At 63.9% G+C, this 274-nt stretch carries 1 protein-coding gene; it reads right to left on the bottom strand.

Annotated features, from left to right (window positions below; translation table 11 throughout):
• Positions 1–274 (bottom strand): chemotaxis protein CheB (locus tag SB822_RS56965; protein ID WP_410859088.1); only part of this gene is annotated, 274 nt, incomplete at both ends.

Genomic DNA, 274 nt, shown 5'->3' with positions numbered 1-274 from the left:
ACACGATGCAGCTCGCCTCGTCCTGCGCAAGGGTGTATGCCCCTGCCTTTTTCATCTCCAGCAAACCCGCAGCGCCGTCACGCCCCATCCCGGTCAGGATGACTCCGACCGCATTCTTGCCCGCATGCTGCGCGGCCGAACGAAACAGCACATCCACCGAAGGACGATGCCGGTTCACTGGCGGATCATCCGACAGATGCGCGATGTAGTTCGCGCCGCTGCGGGCAAGCAGCAGGTGAGCGTGGCCGGGTGCGATATACGCATGTCCCGGCAG

This window comes from Paraburkholderia sp. SIMBA_054, assembly GCF_046534875.1.
GTDB classification, from domain to species: Bacteria; Pseudomonadota; Gammaproteobacteria; order Burkholderiales; family Burkholderiaceae; genus Paraburkholderia; species Paraburkholderia hospita.
Note: the sequence above shows the minus strand (reverse complement) of the source record. Positions and strands in the feature narration are given on the sequence as shown.